The organism is Acutalibacter sp. JLR.KK004, assembly GCF_036941085.1.
Classification (GTDB): Bacteria; Bacillota; Clostridia; order Oscillospirales; family Acutalibacteraceae; genus Acutalibacter.
In genome coordinates this window covers 758621-784155 of sequence record NZ_JAYMNQ010000001.1, presented here as the reverse complement: position 1 = coordinate 784155, position 25535 = coordinate 758621, and the positions used below count along the sequence as shown (strand labels likewise).

The following is a 25535-nucleotide window of genomic DNA, read 5'->3' as shown; positions in this document are numbered from 1 at the left end:
ATGATATATAGCTTGACAACCACTGCCCACTGTGTTATAATTGTTTCAGACGGAAAGGAAAAGGCCGGGGGAACCCGGAAAATCTGACACAGGAGGCAGCAGGTTTATGAAGCGGGGGAAATTCTTTAAGAAGCTTTTAAGCATGGTTTTAACAGCGGGGATGCTCTTTGCTACCCTGGCGGGTACGGCAGGGGCGGCAGGCATGGGGGATTTTACAGACGTAAGCCCCAAAGACTGGTACTATGAGGCAGTGGAGTACGCGGTAGAAAACAAACTGTTTTCCGGCACAAGCAGCACAGAGTTCAGCCCGGAAACCCCTATGGACCGGGGGATGTTCGTGACCGTGCTGGGCAGGCTTGCCGGGGTATCGACAGGGTACGGAGCAGGCCGGGAAAACCCCTTTACAGACATACGCTCTGGGGATTACTTCTATCCCTACACCCTGTGGGCTGTGGACAACGGCATAACAGGGGGTACAGGGAACGGGAAATTCTCTCCCCGGGACAGCGTGAACCGGGAACAGATTGCCGCGTTCCTGCACCGGTATTTCCAGAAATTCGGCTTTGAGCTGAAGGAGCAGGAATCCCCCTTCGGGTACTTCCCGGACAGCGGGAAAGCCTCCTCCTTTGCGGTAGGGCCGCTGAAATGGGCTACAGCCTATGGGATCATCGGGGGCAGTGACGGGAAGCTGGTGCCCGGAGGGATTGCAACCCGGTGCCAGGTGGCACAGATGCTCCTGAATTTCAGCAAAATAGACGCTTATAAAGCAGACGGCGAAGCGCCTGCCCCCAAGCCTGGGGAAGATGACGGGGATAAGGATCCGGACAACACACCCACGCCTCCCCCCACCCCCTCTCCCAATCCTGGGGATGGTGATGACGATAACGCCGGCACAGAACCCAGCCCCACCCCCAAGCCCTGGGAAAACTACAACCCCACCTACACCCTGCCTACAGGGAAATCCCCGGTGGACGAAAACGGCGGGTATTATGACTATGACCTTGCCAATGAAATCCTCCGGCAAGTGAACGAACTGCGGGTAAAAGAAGGCCTGGGAGAACTCAAGCACCATCCTACCATCCAGAAATGGGCTGCTGTTAGGGCAAAGGAGCATAGCTATGGAACAATAGCCCATGTACGGCCTGATGGAAGCAAATGGGATACGGTGGGAGCAAAACTCCATGCTGAAAACCTTGTGCGTTCCCAAAATGATCCAGAGTATGATATTACAGGAGAGATTTCAAACGATTTACAGGCCAGCGCCAATAAACGGGTAACTGCATGGCTTAACTCTGTCTCACACCGCAATGCTATGTTTAAGGACGTTGACCAAGTAACTGGTGTTGCCGCTTACGTGATAGATGGCAATGTTTACGTAGCACAGCTTTTCAGTCAGCAGAACTGCTACTTTTATGACTATCTTATGGGCTAAGCGTATCACTGAGCACAGTACGGCATGTAGGAAAATATGCTGGACATCTTGAAAAGCCATGAAAGCTTTTTCAGAAACATCACACAGCGCACACACAGGATATCCGGCTGGAAAGTCTCTGGCGGAAGTGCAAAAAAGATACCGGATATAGCAGTATGCTGCCCAAGACAGGTGCATAGAACCATCTCTGATTATGCCAGCTCTGTAAAGATCCTTTTGGAGTGTGCGCTGCTAAAAGCCTATTGAATTTGCCGGCTCCTCTAATGACTGCGGAAACTGGCAACTGTAAAAGCAAAGGAGAATCCTATGAACGAAACACAGACCACCCCGGCGCAAGCTGTGGAGGAGGAAGAATATGATTATCCCGGCGTGTACGGCGGGGCGCGGCTGCGCTATTTGCAGGAATACGACCGGGAGTTGTACCAGTCTCTGGTATCCGGCGGCAGGCTGGAGGCGGAAATCCGGTATGTGGAGAAAGCCGCCCGGCAGAGGCTTGCAGACTGGATCCCCCACATGGCAAAAAAAGACGGGCTGGACGAAGCCCTGAAAATGCGGGATCCCATGAAGTGGGTGGGCGGCATGAACGCCATCAAGCACTGCGTGGAGGAAACCATCTACCACGACCTGGTGTACCAGGAAGATTAAAACATCATACTTTATACTTTGTAGACCCCCCGCTCCCATCTGGAAGCGGGGGGGTTCTCATGGAAAGGAGAGACTGCCTCATGATACTGAAAAAGCTGGCGGCGGCTGTTTTAACAGCCGGCCTCCTGCTTTCCTGCCACACCCCCTCCCAGGCCCTGGTTCGGGAAAGGCCGGAGCCTGACCTGGTATTTTACCGGGTAAAAGCTGAGGATACCTTTAAGGGGGAGCTGGAGCTTCCAGAGGGCAAAACCAAAGTGGACAGCGTAGAGGTAAAGGCCGGGGAATCCCCGGCCTTTGCTGTTTCCGCCTTTGACGATACCTCCCTCGCGTTCGAGGATCTGTACCGCAGCGTTTCCCAGACCCTCGTCCTCACAAGGGAAGCGGAGGAAGATGGTGAAAAGGGAGCGGAGGAGGAAATTACCGCCTGCCTTGCGGTATACGACAAGGTATCCCTGGAGCCGGAAACGGGCGGGGCCACCCTCACTGTGACAGACGGCAAAACCGGAACCCCCATCCCCGGCGCGGCCTATTCCCTCTACCGGGAAGGGAAACGGCAAAAGGATTTCACCACCAACGCACAGGGGGAAATCATCCTGCAAAACCTGGCGCCTGGGTTATATGAACTGCGCCCCGGCGCGGCCCCGGCAGGGTATCTCAGGGCGGAGGCTCCCGTTTCCTTTGAGATTCCCAGCCTGTCCCTCTCCGGAGGAGAAAGCTGGGTGCGCACCTCCCAGGGAAAAAAGTATCTGGCAGAGGACAATGAAATTTTCCTTGCCGGGGCGTTTTCCCCTGACATGGAGCTGGCAGGGCTGGGGGAGGAAAATATCCAGTCCATCACTATTACCTTTGAAAATTTCGGAGCGGCCTTGGGCAAGGAGGGCAGAAAGACGGTAAAAAGCTTCGTCACTACCAGGGAGGCGGAAAAGTATCTGAACTACCGGAAGGCCCAGGGGGAAATCTGCGGGCCTGTAAGGATTTCCTATACGTTAAAGGAAGAATGCCTTACGCTCACGCAGAAACTGGAAGCAAAGGCGGCGCCTGCCCCCACCCCTGCTCCCACGCCCCGGCCTGCGGCGACGCCCGTCCCCACTCCCCGCCCTGTGCAGCCCACCCAGCGGCCCGGCCAGAGCCAGGTTCATAATACCTACAAGGGGAATGCCACCCAGACGGCGGCTCCCGTTTCCACTCCCGCCCCTTCTGTAAACCCCATCACCACCCCGAACCCGGCAGACCTCCAGAACCTCACCATTGCTTGCACCTCCAACACGGACAGGCGGGAGGGCTTTGTCTTTGAAGTAACGGGCGCAGGGGCGGACAGCGCCGCCTTTCAAAAGGAATATAAGACCGACAGCCAGGGCCTCATCCGGGCAAACGTCCCTGCCGGCCTTTACACCATCGCCCCCAAAGACTGCCTTTCCAACAAGGGCTTTGCCCTGCCCGAACCCCAGACCGCACAGGTGGCGGCAGCGGGCAACGCCTATTTCTCTTTCTCCTTTCTGAGTTCGGAGCGGGATTTAACCCTTACGGTAGTGGACAATGAGGGCCTGCCCCTGGAGGGGGTATTGGTAGGGATTTTCGACCCTGCCCTGCTGGAAGAGGCCCCGCCAGACGCCAGGCCGGACAGCCATGCCGTAGATATCAGCCAGGAGATTTCCGAAATCCAGGAGCAGGAAGCCTTCGAGGCACTGCTGGCAAACCCCTTTGAAAAGAAGAACGCCCTGCGCACCGCCTATACGGACAGCGAGGGGCGCGCTGTTATCAAAAGCGCCCCCACCACTGCCCTGCTGGCTGTGCCCATGGACACGCCCCAGGGCTACACCATGGAAGCTGAAGCTACAGAGCTGCCGGAGGGAACGGGGACGGAATTTTCTGTACTGTGCGAATACATAGAGGTTTTCCTTTCCATCCTCAACAGCGGCACGGGCCAACCTGTCATGGGGGTAGAGGCCCAGCTCCTGGACAGCGCCGGGAAGGAACTGGCGGCATGGGTTACAGATGGAGAAGCGAAACCCTTCATACGGGTGCCCGCCGGCGTCTATTCGCTGCGCCTTGCCTTTGATGGGATGGAAATCACAGAAAGCTATACGGTGGAGCGTGTGCCCACAAAGCAGGAAATTGAGATAAAAACCCCCATCCGGGGCATTGTCCCAGAGGAGGATATCCCGGAGGACGCGCCCTGGTACCGCACTGCCTGGGCCGTCTGCGCTTACGTCCTGCTGGGCGGCGCGGCCCTGGGCGCGGGCGGGCATTACCTTTACAGATGGATCCGCAAGCGCCGGGGCGGGATTGCGTAAAACAAACTTTTTCTGCCCCCGGCGGAGGCGTTTTGAAATCCCGCGCGTATTTACAGGCAGAGAGGCCCCGGGGAGCATGAGCGCCCCGCCCTTATCAGAAGAAAGAAAATTTCATAGCCTGTGCATTTTTTACGGCTGGAGCCAATTTTGGCCCCGGCCTTTTTTTGCGCCCATTTTTAGAAAGGAGGCTGACAATATGCCGCAAAAACACCTGCTGCGCCGCCTGCGGGTGCCGCCCGGCCGCTGCGGGGCACGCTTTCGAAAAGCAGGACAGCATCATCAAAACCTTAAAAAATTATTGGGAAAGGACAATTCATTATGAAACGAAGCTGTAAGAAAATGCTTGCCGCCCTTCTGGCGGTTTTAGCGGTGCTGAGCACCTTCGCCCTGCCTGCCGGGGCCAAAGAGGCGGTTGAACCCGGAAGCCTGGGCAGCGTTACCGAAACCTTTATAGACGAAGCCACCGGGCGGGAAATCGCGGATCCCCGTACCGCCAAATCCTCCTGGACAAAGGAACCTCCCCACGTGGAGGGATATGAGTACCAGGGCTTCACCCAGGCCACGCGGTACGTCTACTCCCAGGAGGATCTGACCTATATCCTGGGATACCCGGACAAAACCGTGCATGGGGAATGGAACCTGACCCGAGCCGAAACCGCCGCCATCTTCTACCGCCTTCATGCAGGGGCCTTCCCCGCCCCCAAGCGCCAGATGAGCAGCACCACCTTCCGGGACGTGCCCCAAAACGCCTGGTACTATAAGGAACTGGAAATGTGCTACAACCTGGAACTGGCAAACGGCACGGACGGGAACAGGTTCGCGCCGGATTCCCCCATTACCAGGGCGGAATTCGCCGCCTTTGCCGCCCGCTTCGCCCAGCTTGAGAATTCCGGCAAGGCCCTCTTTAACGACGTGACTCCAGACCATTGGGCCTACCAGGCGGTTAACGCCGCCGCTGAGGCCGGCTGGATCAAAGGCTACCCGGACGGCTCCTTCAAGCCCGACGATTTCATCACCCGCGCCGAAGCCGTCTCCCTTATCAACCGTATGCGCAACCGGGTGATCACCGCTGAAGAGCTGAAGGCCCTGGGCATTGCAAACCCCTACACTGACCTGGTGGAAACCTACTGGGCCTATGGGGATCTGCTGGAGGCCACCATCAAGCACTCTGCGGCGGATTGGCACAAGCTGAACTTTACCGATGGGATGGACCAGGTAACAGAGCGCTTTGTGGATGAAAAGGGCCGCGAGATTGCCGAAAGCGTTACTACCAGCGGCACAGAAAAGTTTGCCCACAAGGACATTGAGAACTTCCACTACATGGGCTATATCACCGAGGTCACCTATGTGTACACAGACGGCAGGCCCGCTGCCGCCGTCACAAAGTCCGTGGACAAAAGGGAAGCCAAAGTGGGAGACACCCTCACCTATACCATTCAGGTGCAGAATGCCCCGGACGCCAGCGCGGATCTGGAGAACGCAGTCCTTACAGATCCCATCCCCTCTTTCCTCACCTTTACACGGGGCAGCGTGGAGGTGGACGGGGAAAGCGCCAGGCACTCCTACAATACCCAGACCAGGGAGCTTTCCGTAAAGCTGGGGGATATCAGGCCCGGAGAGGAAAAAACAGTGGTTTTTACCGCCCTTGTAAACGATACCGCTTACGGGCAGGCTTTTCGGAATACCGCCGTTGTCTCCTCAGATAACGGGGAACCCGGTACTGGCACGGACGAAGGCGTTTCCGTCAGTGACGGCAAGGCAAAAATCCTGGCGGAAAAGTCTGTGGATAAATCCGCTGCCCAGGTGGGGGACGTGCTCCACTACACCGTAAAGGCCGGCAATATGGAGGATGCCGATGTGGCCCTCGAAAACGCGGCGCTGGAGGACGTTATCCCGGAGGATCTGGAGTTTTCCTATGGAAGCGTGCAGGTGGACGGGGTTTCCGCCTCCTATTCCTTTGACAGCGCCAGCCGCCTGCTTTCCGTGAAACTGGGGGACTTGCAGCCCGGGGAGATGAAAACCGTCACCTTTGCCGCCGCCGTAAAGGACAGCGCCTATAACAAAACCATCCAGAACACCGCCGTGCTCTCCGCGGATAACTGCGGGGACACCCAAGCCAAAGACCAGGGGGTTGTCATCGGGGACGGCAAAGCCTGGCTCCAGGCGGAAAAGTCTGTAGACAAATCCACCGCCCAGGTGGGGGATACCCTCACCTACACCATTAAGGCTCAGAACGCCGGAGTTTCCGCCGTCAGCCTGCGGGATGTGAAGGTTACAGACTATATCCCCTCTTACGTGGACTTCGCCCCGGGCAGCGTGGAAATAGACGGTTCCACTGCCGTCCATTCCTATGACGGCGCCAGCCGCACCCTCACTGTAGAGCTGGGGGAGATTGCGCCGGATGAGGAAAAAACCGTCACCTTCCGGGCTGTGGTGAACAGCACAGCCTATAACAAATCCTTCCAGAACGTGGCTGTGCTCACAAGCGAAAACGCACCGGACGTCACCGTCAAGGACGGGGGGACGGTTATCGGGGACGGCTTTGCCCGGATGTACGCACAGAAGGCCGTTGACCGGGATACCGCCAGGGTGGGGGATATCCTCACTTACACCGTCACCGCCCAGAATTCCGACGCCGCCACTGTGAACCTGCGCAGCGCCGTTATGACGGACGTGCTGCCGGAGTATGTCACCTTCTGCTATGGCAGCGTGCAGGTGGACGGGCTTTCCGCCCCCTATGCCTATGACAACGCCGGCCGCGCCCTTACGGTAGAGCTGGGGGATCTGGCCCCGGCCCAGATAAAGACCATTACCTTTAACGCCGCTGTCAACAGCAGCGCTTACGGGCAGACCTTCCAGAACACCGCCGTGCTGTCCAGCGAAAACGACAACGACAAGCCCGCCGCAGATACAGGCGTCACCGTTGACCCCGGCGAAGCCCAGGGCAGCGTGGGCGCGAAAACCGTAGACCGGCCCTATGCCCATGTGGGGGAGGAGCTGACCTACACCATCACCCTGGAAAACGGGCAGGCCGCTACCGCCCCCTGGGAGGGCGCGTCTGTGACAGACGTGATTCCGGAGCACCTGTCTTTTGTGGCAGGCTCTGTGGAGCAGGACGGGCAGGCCACCGCAAACTATGCCTATGACGCGGGCACAAAAACCCTGACCCTGCTGCCGGAAAGCATTGGTATTGGGGAGAGCACCCGCTTCACCTTCCGGGTTACGGTAGAGGATGGCGCCCAGGGCCAGTACATTGTAAACACCGCCGTACTCCACAGCCCTGGAAAAGAGGATTCCCAGCTTCCCGACACAGGGGTGCAGATTGACGGGGGAGAAACAAAGCCTGATATCAGCAAAACCGCCAATGTTACAGAGGCCCATCCGGGGGACGTCATCCGCTACACCCTCCAGGTGCAAAATGGGGCGGACGCCACAGCGGACTGGAAAAACGTGGTGGTGACAGACGTACTGCCTGCCGGGGTGAAACTGGTGTACGGCTCCGTCATGGTGAACGGGGATACCGGAGACTATGGCATGGAGGGCCAGTCCGTCACCCTGCGGTTAGGGGATCTGGTCCCCGGACAGAGCGCCCGCATCACCTTTGAGGCCCGTTTAGAGGACGCGGTGGAAAACACCACCATCTACAACACCGCCACTGCGAAAGGGGATAACGGGGAAAAGACCGTTACCGACCCCGGCGTAGCAGTCCTGCCCCTGACGCCTCAGAATCCCAACGATGTGGGGGGCAGCAAGGACGTGGACAAGACCGTGGTGCAGGCAAGGGATAAGGTTACCTATACCATCACCGCCCGCAACGGCGGCAAAGATTTATGGCAGGGCGTGCAGGCATACGACGTGCTGGATTCCTCCAGGCTGACCCTGATAAACGACACCGTGTACATTGACGGGGTGCGCTATATGATGGGCAGCGGCAAATGGTTCCTCCAGGACGGGCAGCTCGTTTTAAACCTAGGGGACATCCCTGCCGGGGAGAGCGTAGAGGCCAAATTTACCGTACAGTTTAAGGCGGACGCTGCAAACTCCACCTATATCAATTACGCCTCCCTCCAGAGCAATAACAAGCCCGCCGTGCATGTAAAGGCCCCGGAGGTAACGATCCTGGGTAACAGCGGAGGCAGTTCCAAGCCGGATGCGCCTGACCCCACTTCCGACATCCACTACAAGCTGTTCTCCGGGTTCGGGGAGCATGACGGCACCCTGCTCTATGAGTGGGAGCCTGATTCCAACATATCCCGCCTGCACATGTGCTATATGGCCTACCGCCTTATGTCCGACGGCTACAAGCAGAACCTGCCCATGGGTACTGTTTCCGTACCAGACCCCTCTGTAAACAAGGCATATGGCCTGACCCCGGTGCGGTACTTCATCTCCCATGGCGTGCTGGAGCGGGACGCCTTTGTAAACGGTTCCGGGGACAGCGTGTGGGCCACCAGGAAGCAGATTTATGCCCTGCTGGAATTCGCCACAGGCAAAACCCTGGGCAGCGATGCGGGACAGAACCCCATGAAGCGCATTGACGTGGCAAAGCTGGTGTGCCAGGTTACAGGCCGCGACCCGCGCTCCAATACCAACGGCTGCCTGGTGGTAAACTTTACGGATTCCGGTTCCAACAAAGCACTCATCGACGAGGTGAGCAACTCCCACGAGTATACCATGGACAGCATGGGCAATGAAACCTGGATCCGCACCATCTCCGAGCCACCCACTTACGAATAATCCGTCAGAGAAATACAGCAGAAAAGCATCAGGAGGGCCGGGGTTTTCCCGGCCTTTCTTTTTTTAAGAGGTGAAGCCGGTCTGATTTACAGGCATACCCTGCGGCGGCTGCGCGTGCCGCCTTAGAAAAAATTACACTCTATTTTAAGAGAGGATGATACGCACATGAAAAATAACAGCCATAAAAAGGAAGGGAAAGCCCCTGGAAAAGGCCTGGCCCAGAAGGGGGCTTCCCTGCTCCGCTCAAAAGCGCCCGGCCCTTCCCGGGAACAGGAAAGGCCCCCGGAGCAGTACGCCATAAGCGCGGCGGGGGGCAAAGCAAAGGACGCTGCGGATCCCCTCCTGGACCAGGGGAAGCAGGCTGTAAAAAGCTTTTTGAAAAAAGAGCTTTTGGGGGAGGGTTCCAGGGGCGGGAAAGGCAGTTCCCCTGAAGCAAAACAAGAGACGCCGGTTTCAAAAAATGGGATCCCGCCTGCCCTCTCCCCCTCTCCTGGGGAGGTTCCGTCTTTCAAGAAAATGCCGCCTGACAAGGGCAGCAGCTTCCCTCCCGCGAAACAGGAAGCGCCATCTGGCAGAAATATTTTTTCTGAACCAGGGCAGGAAGCTTCTGTCCCTTCTTTCAGGGAAGAACCACCCGGCAGAAAGGAAGCCCCCTTTCCCGCCCCGGCGCGGGCCTCCCCTGCCGGGGACAGGCCCCTGGATATCCGAAAGACAGAGAAAGCCCCTTTACAGCAGCGGAAGGAAGCTTCCCTGCAAATGGACGCCCCCCTGCGGGATATGTCCCAAAAGCCGGATATGCCCTCCGGGACGGAAGCCCCTGCCCCACCTGCAAGGCCCATATTTACCACCCAGACGGGCGGGGATATACGCGCGGCTCCTTCCAGGGACGCGCCCCTGCGAGTTTACAGGGAAAGCAGCCTGCACACCCGGACAGGCAGCCCGGAAGTCCGAATGGACAAAGCTTCCCTGCGGTTTTCCCCGGATGAAGCTTTGGAGCTGCGCACATACGCCCGGCAGATGCAGGCGCGGGAAGGGGACGGGATACATACAACAGAAAACAGGTCCCGCGCGGCGCAGCCAGACGAAAAGCCGCCGCAAAAGGGCCTGCCGCTGGAAAAGCGTTCTGCCCCGCAGGACGGGGCCACCCTACCAGAAAGCCCCTCCCTTGATGGGGGATTGACAGATCTGCCCCAGGCAGAGAATCCTTCATCCGCCCGCCATGGCTCCGCGCCTGCCCCACAACAGTACCGGCGGCAGCGGGCCCAGCCCGGGCCGGAGTTTAAGGCCAGGGGGCAAATTGCTGTAAGGGATACCCGCGGGACAGGGGTAAAAGTGAGGGAAAGCCGGGAGAACGCCTCCCTTGCCGCCAACAATGCCGGAGCCGGCCTGCGCACCTGGGAAAAGGATCCCCTGGCAAATTCCCTCAAGGCCCAGACAAAAAACGCCGCCCTGCACACAGGAGGGCAGGCCCTGCAGACCTCCGCTCTGCAGGGCGTTGGCGCGGGGGCCGCTTCTGCCGGGGCGGGGGCTGCTTCCGGCGGCGTCACCGCCGCAGTGGAAGCCGGGAAAAAGGCAGCGGATAAAATAAGGGAAATGGTGGAAAACGCCGCCAGGGCGGGAAAGCAGAAGGCAAAAAATGCCCTCTCCCCCTTGGCGGCGTTCCTGTTTGTCCCTCTGTTTTTCCTCCTCGCCCTGGGCGGGGCGGGCTTTGGCGGCTCTGCCTCCAACGTAAACCTCTCGGAGGACGTGCTGTCCCTTATGCCCCAGATTATAGAAGCCTGCGAGCGCCACCACATCCCGGAATATGCGCCCCTGGCGGCGGCAGTGATGATGCAGGAATCCGGAGGCCACGCGGATCTGGTAAACGGGGACGTGATGCAGTGCGCGGAGGGCATGGGGTACCCTGTGCACACCCCCGTGCCTGTAGAGGTTTCCATTGATTTCGGCGTAAGCATCCTGGCAGGCAACCTGCGAATGGCAGGCTCCACAGGGCCTGCGGATCTCCCCGCCATCAGCCTTGCCCTTCAGGGCTACAATTTCGGAAACGGGTATATCACCTGGGCGCTGGCGCGGGGCGGGTACTCCAAAGAGAACGCCAGGGAATTTTCCATCCAGCAGGCTGCGGCCCATGGCTGGTCTGGATATGGGGACATAGACTATGTGGATCACGTCCTGCGGTACTACCAGATAAACGGGGGCGGTGCGGGCATGGGGGACGCCAGCGCCATCCTGGGGGGCTTTTTTGCCTACCCCTCCGGAACCACGCCCTGGATAACCTATCCGGGCCATGAGGGTATCGACATCCAGGCAGGGGAAGGACAGCCCGTCTATGCCTGCGCACCCGGCGTCGTGTCCTATGCCCAGGGCGGCTGGCACAGCGGCATGGGGGTAAACGGCATTGCTTCCTATGGAAACTGCGTGTTCATCGACCATGGAAACGGCTGGCAGTCCCGGTACGCCCACATGGCCTCCATTACAGTGGCTTCCGGCACGCCTGTCCAGCAGGGCCAGCTTATCGGCTATGTGGGGAACACGGGCAACAGCTTTGGCGCCCACCTGCACCTGGCCCTGTACTATAACGGCAGCCCCTCCTCCGGCGGGGTGATTTACGCGGAGCAGGCATGGCCCCAATATAAATCTTAAGGAACCACTGAATAAATCACACCTGACGGCTTGGCACACATCTCGTATCGACAGATTTAATCAGTACTTCCTTAAACCGCTAAAACGAAAAAGAAAGGATGAGAGAAATGTTAAACATGACTGTGCTGACCGGGCGGCTTACGGCAGACCCGGAGCTGAAGCATACGGAAAACCATATCCCCTACACCCGCTTCACCTTGGCGGTAGACCGCCCCTACGCCAAAAAGGGGGAGGAACGGGAGACGGACTTCATTGACATTGCCGCGTGGCGCAGGCAGGCAGAGTTTGCCTGCCGCCATTTTACAAAGGGCCGGGCCATGACCGTGCAGGGTTTTATCTGCACCCGCAGGTACGCGGACAGGCGGGGGGAAAGCCGCCGCAGCTTCCAGGTAACAGCCAGGGAAATCTACTTCGCGGACTTCACCCCCAGGGAACAGCCTGCCCAGGAGCCGGAAGCGCCCCCGGACAGTATAGCAGAGGAAGAAGCGTCCCCCGCAGAGGAGGACGCTTTCGCTTTCTTAGACGAAGATTTGCCCTTTTAGGAGGTAGGGAATATGCATGACGCTTACAGAGCTTATGAACGGCAGCAGAAGCTGGCGCAGCCCCGGATGGTATCTGACCCGGCACAGTTTACCCGGTATTTTAAGAAAAGCGGCGTTCCCTGGGAACGGCCCTTCCCCCTCCGGGACGCGTTTCCATACGGGGCTTCCTTCCCCATTTCCATGCTCAGCGCCTATACGGAGCAGGAGTTTTATAAGGCCATCGCGGAAAACTGGATGGACAGCCCCAGCGATTATAACCGGGCCTCCGCCGCCGTTGTGGGCGGGCCGGGGCAGTGGGAAAAGCTTGTAAAGGATGAAAGCGTCCTGGTGCGGGCCGCTGTGGCCCAGTATGCCACAGACGGGTTCCGGGCGGAGCTTCTGGGGGATCCGGATCCTGTTGTACGCAGATACATTGCCAGAAACGCCGGGGACGCCCTGCGCAAAGCCCTTCTGGAGCGGGAGCAGGATCCGGAGGTGGCAAAAACCGCCTGCCAGTACGCCGGCAGCACAGACACAGCGGACAGCCTTGTGGGCGCCCATTGGGACAGCCCCCAGGTTTTAGCGGCCTGCGCCCCCTATATGGGGAAGGCGGCCCTGGGGAAGCTTTCGGAGCATCCGGACGCGGCTGTGCGGATGGCGGCGGCAGAGCACGGCGGGGTGGAAATCTGCCGGCAGGTGCTTATCCGGGAGGAGGACGTATTGAACCGGAACCTGCTGGAGGAGCTCCTCGCGGGCATGGAGGAGGAAGAACAGGAGGAACAGCGGCGGCAGGCAGAGGCGGCTAAGGCGCAGAAGAAAGACAACGCGCGGCTCTGCCTGTGGGCTGCGGCCCAGACAGAGGCCCTTGTTTTGCAGGACGGGGAGAACTGGGGGAAGTTCCTGGAAACAGCGGGCAGGGTGTATAAATATCCATACGAGGACGCCCTGCTGATTTTCTCCCAGCGCCCGGAAGCTGCGGCCTGCGCGGAGGCGGATCTCTGGAGCAGCCGCATGGGCAGGCAGGTTGTCCGGGAGGACAGGGCCATTGTACTGGCGGCAGAGGACAAAAACGGCGCATACCTGCGGTATGTGTACGATGTGTCGGACACAGAGGGCAGGCCCTTCCCCCGGCCCTGGCAGTATGGGCCGCGTTTTGCGGAAGCTGTACAGAAAGCGCTGGGGCAGGCATATGGGGCCAGAGGGGAAACCCTCCCGGCCCTTGTAGAGAGCGCGGCCCGCAGGCTTTTGGACAGGCAGTTCCCGGAGGCCGGGGAATACCGCAGGTTTATAGAAAGCAGCGCCTGTTACATGGCGCTCTCCCGGTGCGGGCAGCAGCCGGAAGAGGATTTCTCCCGGTTCCTGCCTCTGGAGGGGGACAGGCGGGAAATCCACATGGCGGCGCGAACTGCCGTGCAGATCAGTTCCGCCCTGCTGCGGCAGGTGGAGCGGGCCGTGCGGGAAACCGTGCTGGAATCCCACAGGCGGCAGCGCCACCCCCCTGCCCAGACGCCGGGGCAGGTTTCTTTTTTCTCCATGGAGCTGGAAAAGGCCGAAGCGCCCGCGCCTCAAAAAAACAGCCCACCGCCTGAAAAGGAATCCCTAAAACCCGCAGGCCTGTCCCAGACCGTCTTGGATGAGGCCCTGCGCATTGGCGCGAACGACCCCAGCAGCAGGCTGCGCATTATTGCGGAGTTTATGAAGGATAAGCCAGTGGAGGAAAACGTCCGGTTTTTGCAGGCCCATTATAAGGAGAACGGCGCTGGCTTCTATGTGGGGGAGAGCAAATATTCTCTTTGGTATGACGGGGCCGGGATGCTGATATCCCCCGGTGAGAGCGCCCATGGCAATTTTGCAACAGCTTTGACCTGGGAACAGGCGGCAATCCGTATCCGGGAACTGCTGGACGCAGGGGAATATGCCAGCCAGCTTATGGTATACCGGGCCTGGCCCTTTGAGCGGGGCCGGGTGGCGGAAGCCCTGGTTTTCCTGCAAAGGGATATTGCGGAGGACGCCCAGGACAGGTATTTCCCCACGCTGGGAAAAGCCTTTCAGGACTTTTTGGGGCATTATGACAAATTAGCCAAAGTGAAAGAGTGGATGGAGAAACCGGAAAGCCTGCAAAGGCTGGTGGACGAGTGCGGCGCTTTCCTATCCGCTTATGCCCGCAACCGGGGCCTGCTGCGGTTCCATTACCATAGAACCGATGAGATTTTGCAGGGCTTAAAGGATTTGCAGCTTGAGCCTATAAAATTCACCGCCGCCGGGGATTTCACCCCCCAGCGGCGGTTCTTTATCTCCCAGGACGAAATTGACAAGCTGCTGCGGGAAGGGCCTGACCAGCACGATTACAGGCTGGGCATTGTCAAATTCTTTGAACAGCACCCGGACAAAAAGGAACGGGAAAAGTACCTGTCAGGCATCCATGGGGTGTATTCCGGCTTCCATGGCGTTAATGACAATATTGTCTATACCTCTAAAGGGGTGGAATTCAGCCATGGAGATATTGTGGAGCCTTATGCCAAGGTAGAGCTGAAATGGGGCGCGGTACGAAAACGTATAGAGGAACTGATCAAAAAGGACGCTTTCCTCTCTGCGGAGGATAAGGAGGTTTTGGAGGGGCGGTATCTGGAGGGGCCGGCAGCGGATGGGCAGGAGGCCACCGCTGCCCCCACTGTCCGGGACTTGTACCAGCAGTACAAGCCCATGGTACTGGCTGCTGTGATGGAGGACACAGCCTACCGCAACGCCTGCCGCAATTCCGATGAAGCAAGCGCCCGCCTGGAGTGCGACGCTGCCATAAAAAGGGTTGCGGCATCAGCTAGTAATTTGCAGTTTGCTAAGCTCTACTATGACATGCAGGGGTTTCATGCCCGCCTGCACCGGGATATTTGGGATGAAACGTACCCTGCGCTTTCCGCAGACAAACAGGAAACAAAGCCCCGCTATCAGGTAGTTGTGTACCACCATTTTGAAAACGGCTTTGATGAGAAACTGGATTACCCCACTTTAGCCGAAGCGGAAAAAGCCGCCCGGAGGCATCTTGACGGCTCTATGGAAGAAGATGGTTTTCAGTATGAGGGCGCTGCCGTCTACGACCTCCAGGAGAAAAAATGGCTGCGGGTTTTCGGGCATTTCCCCGATGAAAAGGCCCAGGAACAGGTTAAAACCACCCCCTCTGCGAAGGCTGTTCCCGAACAGGCCCCACCGACCGCAGAGGAAAAAGCGCCTGCCCCGCAAGAACAGGAGAGTGCGCCCACGCCTTCTCTGTCCATAGATCCCAGCAGGCCCTATATCTTCTGCGAATGGAGTGAAAGCGAAGTTTTCCAGGATAAGACCTCTTATTCCCTCGCTGAATTTGACCGCCTGATGAAAGAAACCGACAGTCATTATGTAAAAAAACAGGCAGAAGGAATCGAAAAATACGGCTCCTGGCAGGCTGTGTACGCTGCGGACGACCCGGAATACGGCCCATATTTGGGCTATGATAAAGTGAAATTCACCCTGCGTATGCCGGATGGCAGCAGCTATACGGAGCGCCAGGACATTGGAGACGGGGACGGCGGCGTGATAGATTTCCTCAGCCAGTATGAGAAGTACCGGGATATCGTGCCCATCCTGCGGGAAGCTGTCCGGCAGGAGCGGGAAACACCTGCCGCCCCGCCGTCTCCGGAGGAGAAAGGCCCTGTCCGGGATCCGGACGGCTGGCTGGTTTCCGCAGAAGATCCCGCCGTGCAGAATCATTTTCCGGCCCCTGTGCAGGCAACTGGTTCCGGCAGGCAGGAGAAGCCCGCCCCTGTCCCCAATTTCCGCATTACAGATGAGAATCTGGGTGTAGGCGGCCCTAAAGCTCACTACAAAATGAACGTGGAAGCCATCAGGCTTTTGCGGCAGCTACAGACGGAAAACCGGCAGGCCACGCCGGCGGAACAGGACACACTCTCTAAATATGTGGGCTGGGGCGGGCTGGCGGACGCTTTTGATGAAAGCAAGCCCGCCTGGGCCAGCGAATACAAAGAGCTTAAAGGGCTTCTGCCCCCGGAGGAATATGAATCTGCCAGGGCTTCCACCCTTAACAGCCATTATACCACGCCCGTAGTTATCCGCGCTATGTACCAGGCCCTGGAAAACATGGGCTTTCGGGGCGGCAGGATTCTGGAACCCTCCATGGGCACAGGCAATTTTTTCGGGTGCCTGCCTGAAAGCATGGCAAAAAGCAGGCTGTACGGGGTTGAGCTGGACAGCATCACCGGGCAGATAGCCCGGCAACTTTACCCCCAGGCGGACATAAAAATCGCGGGCTTTGAAACCACCAGCCGCCATGATTTCTATGACCTTGCCATCGGCAACGTGCCTTTCGGGCAGTACCAGGTACACGACCCGGCCTATAACAGGCTGGGTTTTTCCATCCACAATTACTTTTTTGCCAAGGCTTTAGGCCAGGTGCGCCCCGGCGGTATCGTAGCGTTTCTCACATCCCGTTACACCCTGGACAGCCGGGATACCAAGGTCAGAGAATACCTGGCCCAGCACGCCGACCTGCTGGGGGCCGTCCGCCTGCCTAACAACACCTTTAAAGATAACGCGGGCACAGAGGTTGTCAGCGATATCCTTTTCCTGCAAAAACAGGAATCCCCGCCGGAACAGGAGCCTGCCTGGGTGCAGACCGGGGAGTCAGCCCTGGGCTTCCGGGTAAACCGGTATTTTTTGGATAACCCCCACATGGTACTGGGGGTGGAAACCGCCAAAAGCACCCAATATGCCGGGCAGGGTTACACCGTTGCCCCCGCGCCCGGCGCGGATCTGGCAGGGCAGCTTGCACAGGCCGTCACCCATATTCATGGAACATATCAGGAAGCAGGCCCCCGCCAGGAGGAGGAAAAGCCCGTCTCCCCGGAGGACGTAAAGCCCTACAGCTTTGCGGTCATAGACGGGGAAGTATACTACCGGGAAGGGGAATCCCTGGAAAAGCCAAAGCTCCGGGGGGACGCAGGGGAACGGGTGAAAGCCATGGTTTCCCTGCGGGACTGCACCCGGCGGCTCCTGCGGCTTCAGATGGAGGACGCCCCGGAGGGGGAAATCCAGCAGGCCCAGGGGGAGCTGAGCCGGCTCCACCACAGCTTTCTGGAGCGGTTCGGCCTGATAAACGACAGGAAAAACGCCCAGGCTTTCGACCGGGATTCCTCCTACTACCTGCTCTGCTCCCTGGAGGAAGTAGGCAAAAACGGGGAATTAAAAGGCAGGGCAGATATCTTCACCAAACGCACCATCCGGCCCCACCGGCCCGTTGCCCATACGGATACCGCCGCCGAAGCCCTGGCTGTGTCTTTAGGGGAGCGGGCCAAAGTGGACATGCCCTTTATGGCGCAGCTTACGGGGAAAACGGAGGAGGAAATCTACCAGGAGCTGAAAGGGGATATTTTCTTAAACCCCCTGTTCGGCCACGGTCCCGGGGAGGAAAAATACCTGTCCTCCGATGAGTATTTATCCGGCAATGTGCGGGAAAAGTGGCAGGCGGCAAAGGAAGCCGCCAAAGGGGATCCCGCGTTTCAGATAAACGCGGGATCCCTGGAGCGGGTGCAGCCCCGGCCCCTCACAGCCGCCGAAATCGACGCGCGCTTGGGGGCTGTGTGGATAGAGCCTGCGTATATCGACCAGTTTATGGCGGAAGCCTTCGGCCTGTCCCCTGCCGCCGCCACGCGCACCCATGCCTTCTACAGTGCCGCCACCGGGGAATGGCAGGTGCACGGCGTCCACGCCACAGCCCTCTCAGAGCGGTTTGGCACCACCCGGAAGTCTGCCTATGAGGTGCTGGAAGCCTCCCTGAACCAGCGCCCTGTCCGGGTGGTGGACTATACGGAGGATCCCCGCACCCATAAGCGCACAGGCCGGGTGAACGAACGGGAAACCACCCTGGCCCGGGGGAAGCAGCAGGCCCTCCGGCAGGCTTTTAAAGACTGGCTGTGGAAAGATCCCCAGCGCCGCCAGGCCCTCACTGTCCGCTATAATGAGCTTTACAACAGCACCCGGCCCCGGGAGTATGACGGGAGCCATCTTGTCTTTGACGGGATAAACCCGGAAATCAGGCTGCGCAAACACCAGCTCGACGCCATTGCCCGCACCATCTATGGCGGCAACACCCTCCTGGCCCACTGCGTGGGGGCCGGGAAATCCTATGAAATTGCTGCCGCCGCTATGGAGATGAAGCGCCTGGGCCTGTGCCATAAGTCCCTGATTGCGGTTCCCAACCACATTGTGGGCCAGTGGGGCATTGAGTTTTTGAAGCTCTACCCCGCCGCCAATATCCTGGTGGCAAAGGAGACGGATTTCTCTGCCCGGAACCGGAAAAAGTTCTGTGCCCGCATTGCCACCGGCAATTACGACGCCGTGATTATCGGGCACAGCCAGTTTGAGTTCCTCCCTTTAAGCGAAAAACGGCAGGAGGAGGGCCTGCGCCGGGAAATCCAGCAGGTGGAACAGGGCATGAAGCAAGCGAAAAAGGAGTCAGGGGAGGGCGCACGGTTCACCATCAAGCAGATGGAGCGGACTAAGCGCTCCCTGGAAACCCGGCTGCAAAGGCTCCGGGACGGGGTGAAGCGGGACGATGTAACCTCCTTTGAGGAATTGGGGGTGGACAGGCTGTTCATAGACGAAGCACATGAGTTTAAGAATTTGTCCTTTGTCACAAAAATGGGGACTGTTGCGGGGCTGAACCCGGAGGGGAGCATGAAAGCCTCCGACCTGCTGATGAAGTGCCGGTATCTGGATGAAATCACCGGGGAAAAAGGCGTGGTGCTGGCAACGGGCACCCCTGTGAGCAACAGCGTCGCGGAGCTTTACACCATGATGCGGTACGTGCAGAACAGCACTTTGCAGGAAAAGGGCTGGGGGTTCTTCGACAACTGGGCCGCGCAGTTCGCGGAAACCGTCACAGAGGCGGAGCTTGCGCCGGAAGGAACAGGCTACCGGGAGCGCACCCGTCTGGCGCGGTTTACGAACCTGCCGGAGCTGATGAACATTTTCAGGGAGGCCGCGGACATCAAGACAGCGGAAGACGTGGGCCTGCCCGTCCCGGAGGTGGAGTTCCATGTGGAAAAGGCCCTGCCCTCCCCGGAGCAGGAGGCGTTGGTGCGGGAACTGTCCGCCAGGGCGGAGGCCGTACACAATAAAATGGCAGGCCCCGCAGAGGACAACCTGCTGAAAATTACCACGGACGGGCGCAGGCTGGGCCTTGACCAGCGGCTCCTGGACCCTTCCCTGCCGGACTTCCCCGGCAGCAAAATCAACATGTGCGCGGCAAACGTCCTGGATATCTGGCGGGAGGGGCAAGCAGAAAAAACCACCCAGCTCATATTCTGCGATACCTCCACCCCCAAAGGGAAGGCAGGCGCGCCCCAGGCCTTTAACGTGTACGACGATATTTACAAAAAGCTGGCGGCAGGGGGCGTCCCCCCGGCGGAAATCGCCTTTATCCATGATTACCCTAAACGGGAGCAGAAAAACGCCCTCTTTGAAAAGGTGCGCAACGGCGAAGTGCGCGTCCTCATAGGCAGCACCCAGAAAATGGGCAGCGGCATGAACGTCCAGGACAGGCTCATCGCCTGCCATGACCTGGACTGCCCCTGGAAACCGGGAGATCTGGAACAGCGCCTGGGCCGGGCGGCCCGGCAGGGGAACCGGAACAAAAAAGTGCATATTTACCGGTACGTGACGGACGCCACCTTCGACGCCTTCCTCTGGCAGACCGTGGAGAAAAAGCAGCGGTTCATCTCCCAGATAGTCACCTCCAAATCCCCCGTCCGCTCCTTTGAGGATGTGGACGAGACAGCCCTCAGCTATGCGGAAATCAAGGCCCTGTGCGCCGGGGATCCCCGGATAAAGGAGCGCATGGAGCTGGACGTGGAGGTTTCCAGGCTGAAAATCCTGGAGGCCGGGCATAAGGGCAGGCAGTATGAACTGGAGAACCGGGTGCTGTCGGAGTACCCTAGGGAGATAAAACGGCTGGAGCAGTCCATACAAGGTTTGGAATCGGACGCCGCCCTGCGGGACGCCCATCCCAGCCCGGAAAAGGGCTTTGCGGGCATGGAGGTGCTGGGCAGGCGGTATACGGAACGGGAAGCTGCCGGGGCGGCGCTGCTGGAAGCCTGCCGGGCCGCGAGATATACGGAGAATATGGAGCTGGGCAGTTACCGGGGCTTCGGGATAGCGGCGGAATGGGACGCTTTTTCCCAGGAAACCCGGCTTATCCTCCGGGGGAAGGGCAGCTATTACCTGGACATGGGGGAAAGCGCCGGGGGCATGATAACCCGGCTGGAGAACCGGATGGACAATATCAGCAGGGATCTGGACAATGAACGGCACAGGCTGGAAGCCGCCCGCCGGGACCTGGAAAACGACCGGGCGGAGCTGGGCAGGCCTTTCCCCCAGGAGGGGGAGCTGGAGGAAAAATCCCGGCGGCTCCGGGAGCTGGCCCTCCTGCTGGATCTGGGCGGAAAGGCCCCGGATATCCAGGGATTTGCCCAGAGCGTATACGAGCTTGTGCAGGCCTGCCTGCCGGGGGAAATCCCGGAGGAGGTAAGCGAAAAGGGCGTGGTAGACGGTCTGGAAAGGGCTGTCCGGGAAGGGCGCCTCCAGCGGATACAGGGCCTTCTGGATAGGATTGACCGGGGGCCGTACACCCTCACCCAGAAGGAGCAGGCCCACCTGCTGCTGGAGGAGATGAAGCTCTTTTCTGAGAAGCAAGCTTTTTTGGAGCAGGAAAAGCCCCCTGTACGGGACGATGGGCCGGGCAGGTGAAAAATCTTAAATAACAGAGGAGCATAAGACTATGAAGAATATTTATATAAATTCAGTCGGCGTGTTGGCAAAGCCGAATCTGGAACTGGAAAGCCTGGAGGAACTGTTCCAGCCTGGATATTTTGCAAACCTTGCCCCGGAGTGGAGCATGATAGAGGCCGCAAGGCTGCTGGCAGGGCAGGAGGGCTGTCAGGTGTACATTCTGGCGCCGGCGTTTCCCGGCCCTTACGCTATGGAGGAGCAGCAGGCGTGGCTTGACCGGTATCTGCCGGAAATCCCCCAGGAAAACAGGCTTTTCGTGCCTTTGGGACAGAGTAAGGCCCAAGCCCTGGGCAGGCCTTTAACCCAGGAGGACGTGCTTGTGGACGGTTTCAGCAGGAACCTGCCGGACTGGGAAAAGGCGGGCGGGGTGGGGATTCAGTCCCTGAAAGGGGTTCAGATACCGGCCCGCAGAGATAAGCACAGACAGTTGGAGGGAGTGCCCCATGGGGCGCTCCCTCTTTTTTTATTGCCAAAGGGATATTCCCTGTTGACAAAATTCGACAAACCCGCTAAAATACAATCAGTATAAAAGTTTATATAATGTACAAATGGTATATTTCGGTTTAACGGATAAAGGAGCGGATGATTTATGCAGCAGCCTGTTTGCTTAAACGATTTCAAGATGAGCATACCCAAAAGCCGGAAACGGGCTATGGAGGACAGTTTGGCAAACCCCAGCAGGGTGTACTGGCTCATGGACAAGGTACACGTGCGGATCCTGACCTATGACGACCCGGAAAAGGCGAAAGCCAAGCTGCGGGACGGGTTCCGGATTTTAGCGATTTACCGCAACGGCGAGGATATTATGAACACACAGGCCGCAAAGGATGAGGGCCTGCTGCTGGTATGAGTGACAGCCCCGGCCCTCATGGGCCGGGGCTTGTCTGTTTACAGATGGCACGGTTGCGATTGCCCCAAAAAAGGAGCGAAACCATGAAAAAAACCGGTTGTAAGGATATCAAGTGGAACGACCGATTGATTATAGAGCGGATGCTGAAAAACAGGGAAAGCAAGACAAAAATCGCGGCGTATATCGGGGTGAGCCGGGCAAGCATTTACAACGAAATCCATCGTGGCATAACCTTGCAGATGACCCCAGAGTATGAGTTCGTAGAGGTTTACTGCGCTGATACGGCGGAGCGCTGGTATCAGGCGCATTTGGCGGTTCGCGGGATGGATTTGAAGCTGGGAAACGACTTCGCTGCGGCAAATTACATCGAACGGATGATAGTAGAAAAAAGATACTCTCCCGCTGTTGTGGCGGCGAAAATGCAGGAGGAAAGGGGGTTTTCCACCCGGTTATGTGTGAATACCATTTACAATTACATCTACCGGGAGGACGTATTCCTGAAGCTGAAAAAGGAGCACCTCCTCTATAAAGGCAGGCGCCGGAACCGTAAGTCCAGCCGCCCTAAAGCCGCACGGGCTTCTGCTGGGGACAGCATTGAGAAGCGCCCGCCGGAGGTGAAGGAGCGGAAAACCTTCGGGCATTGGGAAATGGATACGGTTGTCAGCGGGAAGGATGGGCGCGGCGCTCTGCTGGTGCTGACAGAGCGTACAACTCGATATGAGATTATTGTCCTTTTGCCGGACAGGACAGCCGGCAGCGTGGTGAAAGCCCTGGACGTTTTGGAGAAGAAATACGGCAGGCGCAAGTTCCGGCGCACCTTCAAGACCATCACCTGCGACAACGGCAGCGAATTCGCGGACTGCCAGGGCATGGAGCACACCCGTTATGGACGCGGCCCCCGCACAAAAATCTACTACTGCCACCCCTACAGCGCTTACGAGCGGGGCAGCAACGAGAATGCCAACGGCCTGATACGCCGTTTCTTCCCCAAGGGCACGGATTTCAGTAAGGTAACGAAAAAGGCAGTCCGGCAGGTGCAGGACTGGATGAACCAGTACCCCAGAAAGATACTTGGCTGGAAGTCCGCAGAGGACATGACGTCCATTTTCATGTCCTCTGCCTGACCTGCCAAAACTGAATAGCCTGGGCCAGCCGAAAAAGCAGAGGCTTTTCCGGCTTGTTTGCTGTACGCCGAACCAATGCAGCACCGCCTCCGTACAAAGAAAGCCCCGTGTTGTTGTACAACAACACGGGGCTTTCTTTGTATACTCCTACAAACCTTGCTGCTTCTCAAACTTTTTTCTAAAAACTTCTTGACATTTGGGGCCATACGCAAAAAGCCCCGGGCGCGTTCCCAGAGCTTTTTGCGTATTAAAACATCCCCATACGAAAAATACAGGGAGGCCGCATCCGTCCTGCGGCCCCCAAAATTAAAGGAAGTGCATTACCTCTTATACGCTGTGTTATACAGAAAGCGAACGCCCCCCGCTCCTTCCTCCCCATGGATTCCCTGGGAGCTTCGGGCTATTTCGTTGTATTTAGTATACGCTGAAAAAGCCCTTGACGCTTTCACAAAAGCGGCATATACTAGTACAAAAGCGAACACCTGAGGAGAGGCCCCGCGAAAAATGCGGAAGGAAGGATTACGCTGTTATGATAAAACGCACGCCCATGCTGCAAAAAAACCCCTCTATGAACCTGGACGCCCAGAGGCGGGAGCTTACCGAGGACATCCCCCACTTTTTCGACCTGATTGTAAACGATGTCAGCGGGCCATACCGGGGCTGCCATCCTTCCGCCGTCCCCTCCCACTGGCACCCGGAGATGGAGGTTTTCCTGCTGCTGGAGGGCCAGGCCCAGATGGGCATTGGGGACAAGCTCTACAGCATTTGCGCCGGGGACGCTTATTTTATCAATTCCGGGGCGCTGCACTCCTTTGCCTTCACCCAGGGAGATTCCCAATACCGTTCCTTCCTGTTCGACGCCGCCATTGTGGCTGGATCCCCCGGCAGCGTGTTCGACACCATATATGTGCGCCCGCTCATAGAGCAAGGCCCGGCTGTGATAAAATTTTCCCCCGGCCCGGAGGACAAGTCTTTCTTTGAGGACTTCCGGCGGGTTTTCGAGGCCTGCCAGGAGGAGCCTCCGGCCTATGAGTTTCTGGTGCGGGAGGCCCTGTCCCGCATGGTGCTGCTGGCAAGGCAGCGGGGCCAGGTGGCTCCCTCCCGGCAGGTGGCGGAGGTGCAGGAAGACCGGGTGAAGGCCATGCTTAAATGGATGGAGGAGCACCTGCGGGAGCCTGTTACCTTGGGGGACATTGCCGGGCAGGTGAACATCTGCCCCCGGGCCTGCCAGAAGGCCTTCCAGCGCTACCTGCACTGCAGCCCCATGGAATACCTCCAGCGCCGCCGGGTTTTTGCCGCCGCCGAGCGCCTCTCCCTGACAGACGAGCCTGTTACCGCCATTGCCCTGGACTGCGGCTTCTCCAGCCCCAGCTACTTTGCCAAGCAGTTTAAGGCCCAGACAGGCAGCACCCCTATGGAATACCGGGCCGCTGTCCGGCAGTCTATGGAGTCTGGCGCCGGCGGCCCTCCGCCCCCCTCTGAAGCTGCAACCTGAAAAAGGCGTTTTTCTTAGGCAGGGGGATAAAAATGACAAACTAGTAAAAAGATTACAAATGGTTTACAAAACCCCCGGTTTTTCCCAAAAACCAGGGGTTTTTTGTACGGAAATTCCCATTGTTCACAGTTTGTTCACAACCTGTTTTGCAAGTTTTCCTACCCCATCCTTCATTTTCCCACCCGCTGGAACTCTGTCATATTCTGCCAGTACCGCATGGGCATGTTGCCCCGGCGCAGCTTGGGGTTTATGCGCCCCTCCACAGCGGCAGTGTCATAATACCGCTTCCACAGGGCCTGGAAGCATTCTTCCTCCGGGGTGTGGGCCGGGAAGTCGATACGGTCGGCCTGGAAAAAGCCGCGCTGGCCTCCCCGCCTGTGGAAAAAGCCGAACTGGTGGGTCTTTTCGTAAATCATAAAATTTTCTGTGTTAAAGCGCTCACAGAAATGGGGGGCAATCAGGGGCAGCACCGTGTTGTTGGGGGTGATGGTGGCCCCCAGGAAGTCCCCGTAATCCGCGAAGCGGAGGAACTCCACGTGGTAATGGGCCTCGTTTTTCAGGTAGAGCAGGGCCTTGTTCACAGCGTCCACATCGCTGTTGACAGCCAGCCGGGCAGCCCTGCCCCCCTCCTTGTAGCCCAAAAGCAAAAAGCGCAGCAGGCGCATTTCCTTTTCCTCCATACAGGTGAGGAACCCCCGGCGTGCCATGTCCCACACCTCTGGGGAAATCTTTTGGGGGACGGAGCGGGCCACCCTGTCCGCAAGGGCCTCCTCCGTCACGATTTCCCGCACCGGGAACAGGGTGGCCTGTGGCTCGTCCAGAGGCTCGATTCCCAAAGGCAGGGCTTTGTCGAAAAAGCATTGGGCCACACAGCACAAAAAGCCTGGAAAACTGCCGTCATACCGATATACAACTCCCTGTGCCATCCTTTTCCCTCCTTTCTCTTGCGGTTCCTGGAT

At 58.3% G+C, this 25535-nt stretch carries 13 protein-coding genes; 12 read left to right on the top strand and 1 reads right to left on the bottom strand.

Features of this window, described 5'->3' with window-relative positions; all coding sequences use genetic code 11:
- Nucleotides 1–106 precede the first annotated feature (106 nt).
- The 12 genes from VSQ30_RS04455 (at nt 107) to VSQ30_RS04400 (ending at nt 24576) form a co-directional block, all read left to right on the top strand.
- Entirely contained in the window at nt 107–1432 is a 1326-nt protein-coding gene (locus tag VSQ30_RS04455; protein WP_334462305.1) for a CAP and S-layer homology domain-containing protein, read from the top strand.
- A gap of 306 nt (nt 1433–1738) precedes the next feature.
- Nucleotides 1739–2077, top strand: coding sequence for a TnpV protein (locus VSQ30_RS04450; RefSeq protein ID WP_334462304.1), 339 nt, complete (start codon nt 1739–1741; stop codon nt 2075–2077).
- Nucleotides 2078–2157: 80 nt separating this feature from the next.
- Nucleotides 2158–4371: a SpaA isopeptide-forming pilin-related protein gene (locus tag VSQ30_RS04445; RefSeq protein ID WP_334462303.1), complete on the top strand. Its 2214-nt coding sequence runs from the start codon at nt 2158–2160 to the stop codon at nt 4369–4371.
- 196 nt (nt 4372–4567) lie between these two features.
- Nucleotides 4568–4693, top strand: coding sequence for a hypothetical protein (locus tag VSQ30_RS04440; protein ID WP_334462302.1), 126 nt, complete (start codon nt 4568–4570; stop codon nt 4691–4693).
- On the top strand, nt 4690–9108 hold the full coding sequence (locus VSQ30_RS04435) for an isopeptide-forming domain-containing fimbrial protein (protein WP_334462301.1): 4419 nt from the start codon (nt 4690–4692) through the stop codon (nt 9106–9108). The genes VSQ30_RS04440 and VSQ30_RS04435 overlap by 4 nt, the downstream gene beginning before the upstream one ends.
- A gap of 165 nt (nt 9109–9273) precedes the next feature.
- Nucleotides 9274–11751: a peptidoglycan DD-metalloendopeptidase family protein gene (locus VSQ30_RS04430; protein ID WP_334462299.1), complete on the top strand. Its 2478-nt coding sequence runs from the start codon at nt 9274–9276 to the stop codon at nt 11749–11751.
- 107 nt (nt 11752–11858) lie between these two features.
- Nucleotides 11859–12293 (top strand): single-stranded DNA-binding protein, encoded by a 435-nt coding sequence (locus VSQ30_RS04425; RefSeq protein WP_334462298.1) that lies wholly within the window; start codon nt 11859–11861, stop codon nt 12291–12293.
- Nucleotides 12294–12305: 12 nt separating this feature from the next.
- Nucleotides 12306–21065, top strand: a complete 8760-nt coding sequence (locus tag VSQ30_RS04420; protein WP_334462297.1) for a helicase-like domain-containing protein — start codon at nt 12306–12308, stop codon at nt 21063–21065.
- Between the two features lie 31 nt (nt 21066–21096).
- Complete coding sequence (locus VSQ30_RS04415) at nt 21097–21636, top strand: 5' nucleotidase, NT5C type (RefSeq protein WP_334462295.1); 540 nt, start codon at nt 21097–21099, stop codon at nt 21634–21636.
- 60 nt (nt 21637–21696) lie between these two features.
- Entirely contained in the window at nt 21697–21957 is a 261-nt protein-coding gene (locus tag VSQ30_RS04410) for a hypothetical protein (RefSeq protein WP_334462293.1), read from the top strand.
- Nucleotides 21958–22040: 83 nt separating this feature from the next.
- Nucleotides 22041–23081 carry an IS30 family transposase gene (locus tag VSQ30_RS04405; RefSeq protein WP_334462291.1) on the top strand — a complete coding sequence of 347 codons (1041 nt, stop codon included), beginning with the start codon at nt 22041–22043 and terminating at the stop codon, nt 23079–23081.
- A 529-nt stretch (nt 23082–23610) separates the two neighbouring features.
- A complete protein-coding gene (locus VSQ30_RS04400; protein ID WP_334462289.1) occupies nt 23611–24576 on the top strand; it encodes a helix-turn-helix domain-containing protein in 966 nt (321 codons plus the stop codon).
- A gap of 170 nt (nt 24577–24746) precedes the next feature.
- Here VSQ30_RS04400 and VSQ30_RS04395 read toward each other — a convergent pair whose 3' ends face one another.
- Nucleotides 24747–25502: a TIGR03915 family putative DNA repair protein gene (locus tag VSQ30_RS04395; RefSeq protein WP_334462288.1), complete on the bottom strand. Its 756-nt coding sequence runs from the start codon at nt 25500–25502 to the stop codon at nt 24747–24749.
- Between the last annotated feature and the right edge of the window lie 33 nt (nt 25503–25535).

What these genes read in the sequence shown, in the direction of transcription:
- VSQ30_RS04425 (WP_334462298.1), top strand. Translation starts at nt 11,859, where the DNA reads ATGTTAAACATGACTGTGCTGACCGGGCGGCTTACGGCAGACCCGGAG.
- VSQ30_RS04400 (WP_334462289.1), top strand. Translation starts at nt 23,611, where the DNA reads ATGATAAAACGCACGCCCATGCTGCAAAAAAACCCCTCTATGAACCTG.
- VSQ30_RS04435 (WP_334462301.1), top strand. Translation starts at nt 4,690, where the DNA reads ATGAAACGAAGCTGTAAGAAAATGCTTGCCGCCCTTCTGGCGGTTTTA.
- VSQ30_RS04455 (WP_334462305.1), top strand. Translation starts at nt 107, where the DNA reads ATGAAGCGGGGGAAATTCTTTAAGAAGCTTTTAAGCATGGTTTTAACA.
- VSQ30_RS04440 (WP_334462302.1), top strand. Translation starts at nt 4,568, where the DNA reads ATGCCGCAAAAACACCTGCTGCGCCGCCTGCGGGTGCCGCCCGGCCGC.
- VSQ30_RS04410 (WP_334462293.1), top strand. Translation starts at nt 21,697, where the DNA reads ATGCAGCAGCCTGTTTGCTTAAACGATTTCAAGATGAGCATACCCAAA.
- VSQ30_RS04445 (WP_334462303.1), top strand. Translation starts at nt 2,158, where the DNA reads ATGATACTGAAAAAGCTGGCGGCGGCTGTTTTAACAGCCGGCCTCCTG.
- VSQ30_RS04430 (WP_334462299.1), top strand. Translation starts at nt 9,274, where the DNA reads ATGAAAAATAACAGCCATAAAAAGGAAGGGAAAGCCCCTGGAAAAGGC.
- VSQ30_RS04415 (WP_334462295.1), top strand. Translation starts at nt 21,097, where the DNA reads ATGAAGAATATTTATATAAATTCAGTCGGCGTGTTGGCAAAGCCGAAT.
- VSQ30_RS04395 (WP_334462288.1), bottom strand. Translation starts at nt 25,502, where the DNA reads ATGGCACAGGGAGTTGTATATCGGTATGACGGCAGTTTTCCAGGCTTT.
- VSQ30_RS04405 (WP_334462291.1), top strand. Translation starts at nt 22,041, where the DNA reads ATGAAAAAAACCGGTTGTAAGGATATCAAGTGGAACGACCGATTGATT.
- VSQ30_RS04420 (WP_334462297.1), top strand. Translation starts at nt 12,306, where the DNA reads ATGCATGACGCTTACAGAGCTTATGAACGGCAGCAGAAGCTGGCGCAG.
- VSQ30_RS04450 (WP_334462304.1), top strand. Translation starts at nt 1,739, where the DNA reads ATGAACGAAACACAGACCACCCCGGCGCAAGCTGTGGAGGAGGAAGAA.